Annotated in this window: 2 protein-coding genes; both read left to right on the top strand. The window is 45.4% G+C overall.

Features of this window, described 5'->3' with window-relative positions:
- Nucleotides 1-656: 656 nt before the first annotated feature.
- Complete coding sequence (locus PZA18_RS23705; protein ID WP_284103370.1) at nt 657-1,289, top strand: hypothetical protein; 633 nt, start codon at nt 657-659, stop codon at nt 1,287-1,289.
- A gap of 4 nt (nt 1,290-1,293) precedes the next feature.
- On the top strand, nt 1,294-2,875 hold a 1,582-nt coding region (locus PZA18_RS23700), incomplete at its 3' end, for a calcium-binding protein (RefSeq protein ID WP_284103369.1).

The raw sequence follows: 2,875 nt of genomic DNA, 5'->3' as shown, positions 1-2,875 counted from the left end.
GGGCTGTCTGGCTATTCACAGTTGGTGGATGCCCAGCCGATCAAGGTCAATGGCGAGGATATGGTTGAGCAGACCATTGCTCCCTAGCCGCCATTGCCATCCCGAGCTGCCACGGCGATAGCGGCCCATTGGCCGTGGAAGGCAACAAACAGCCAACACAACTCCCCACCACCAAGGCGCAGCAAGGGGCTTGATCCAGGTAACCCATACAGAAGAAAAATTTTATTTATCAAATACTTGAATCAAATTGCCAGTGTAACTACAATCCGCCCACTTTCTTCTGCACTACCATGAACCAAGCAACACCCCACCCATATCGGAGACAGCCTAAAGCGCAGCAGCACTGGGCTGCATAGGGGTGGAGAAGACAAGCCAGCCGTTTGTGGTTGGATGAAGCTCGAATTGCCACCCGTATCGCTTAAGGGGTTCGAAGATGAAAATAAGGTTCCTGGTAGGAGCGCAGTTGCTGAACACATTCAGTGCTCAAGCGTCGAATGCCTACGTCCACCCCCATTACCATAACACCTCAATTGGTCGAGCTATTCTCTTTCTGCTTTCCTCAGAGCGAAGCAGATAACAACAGATCTCAGCTCTAATCTTAGGTCAATCCAGAGAAATCCTAATCACACAAAAACAAGTTTAACCAAGGATCAAAAATGAAGAAAATACTGGTTTTTCTTTTACTGGTTTTTGTACTCACTTCATGGTTTTTTATTTCAAATAGATCCGGCAAAAGCCATCTTTCTACCAAGCCCACAAAAATAACGCTAGTCTCCAGATCAGGAAAAGAGCTCTCGTTAATAGTCCCAGAATGCACGGTTTCTGCAACACCTAATATTCGTAAAAAAGAGGAATTCATTCGACTGGACGGCAAATGGATTTTTGATGACAAAACTGCCAGACTTGCGTGTGGCGACATGAATGAAAGTATTGTTATAAGTCCAACAGAGAGCAAACCGACGGCTGTTTTCACATTAGAGCGACGTATTTCAAATAAATCGTGGCGATTGGTTTTAGATACTGATGCCTATAAAATATACAGAGAAAAGGCTCTTGAGAACGGAAAATTACAAGACAATATGGAAATTGTATCCTTTGCAGGGAAAAACAATTATTCGTCATACGTAAGATACTTGATTTCCACGCCAACACCACACTGGGGGACCGGCCAAATAGATGACCACTTCGAATTTAGGTACCTAATTCATTCAGCCCCAATGAAACCAGAAAAAATAATATCTAGAGATGCAAAGATCTCGGAATACGTAAACTCTTTAATAAGGAAGTAATTTAATGAAATTAACTCAAGACCAGGTAAGAACACTGAAGATTTTAGTTGAGAACCACACCATTGATGGAAATTATGGGAAAGCCTATATCTACATAAGGGATCTTCTGGGAGAAGCTTATAAAAATGATGGCTCATCCAAAGCAAGCTTCTACAAAAACAGTCTATATAATCGCTATACTTGGTTTTGGGTTGCTGCACAAACCAATTCACAGGATGGTGGTTTAGTAGATACTGAGTTACGCGCTGTATCGCAAGGGCTAGCAAATCAAAATGGCAAATCATTCTCCGATTTAATATACAATAAAGCATCCAATGATTTAGCAGCTGTGCTATTCGAAAGAATAATTACATTCGGAGAAATCCCATCCATCGAATGGATCGTCAAGGCCGACGCAGATAATTTTGCACAGGGTTTTGGCCTTAAAAGCTGGCAGTGGCCGGGCACTATGGGGGATTCTCTGGTTCTAGGTGGAGACTGGGTGTCTATTCCTGACTCGGTTTCCAATTCAGATATAGTTTCCAATCTGGCCATTTTAGCAACATATGGTGCTGCCTATGGTTGGGATGCGCTAGTTGGCCAAGCATCAGCAGTTTTTACAAAATCTAAATATTACAACTCTTCCAATATCGCTGATATGGCAAAAAAGGAAGGGAAAGAAGGGATCGCAGCTCGACTGGCATTGAAGTATCTTTTACCGCTAACCACTGTGCAGAATGATAACTCTGCTTATGAGTCCATCAATAGAAATGGCGAGTTGGATATATATGACAACAACTCAGAAAAAGGGTCTATATCGCTTGAGTACATCGCACAGCGCGCCAAACTACTGAGCTTAATTACTTCGACCAAGCCATCACAAACATCAACCTTGCCAATCCCTGGAAAGGAAGACATCTACGCCCCAAGTGCTGATGGGAAATTTTATTTATTTGAAGAGAGAAACAGTAAATTTACCGCAGCCCTAATTCCTGCAGATGGATCGATTCCAGAGCCGTATCAAATAATTTTTGGTAATGAAAGTAATGAAAGCCTGACTGGTGGCAGTAAGAACGATTCATTGTTTGCAATGGATGGCAACGACACCCTCGACGGCGGCGCAGGTGCCGATTATCTGGAAGGTGGCAAGGGGCTGGATGTTCTCAAGGGGGGTGAAGGCAATGACACCCTGTTTGGCATGGCCGACAACGATACGCTGGACGGCGGTGCCGATGAAGACAGTCTGGATGGTGGTGCCGGTGCGGATTCGTTAACCGGCGGCTTGGCGCGCGACACCTTGCGTGGCGGTAGCGGCGATGATCAGCTGTATGGCGAAGAAGGTAACGATGCCTTGTATGGCGGTGCCGATAAGGACCAGCTCAACGGCGGCGCCGGTAACGACTGGCTGGAAGGTGGCGATGGTTTTGACACCTATTTTGTCGAGAAAGACCAAGGCAACGATGTTTTGTTAGACAGCGACGGCGTCGGTGGTATCGTTTTTTGCGGCACTGCTCTGACTGGTGGTCAGTCAAAGAACGGTGGTTCGGTCTTTACCGATGTCAACGACAGCCAGATTACTTACACGCTCACCAGCCCTTCAAACGGCA

Origin of the sequence: Parachitinimonas caeni, from assembly GCF_030129945.1 — a bacterium.
Taxonomy (GTDB): Bacteria; Pseudomonadota; Gammaproteobacteria; order Burkholderiales; family Chitinimonadaceae; genus Parachitinimonas; species Parachitinimonas caeni.
This window is presented reverse-complemented; position numbering and strand designations above follow the sequence as displayed.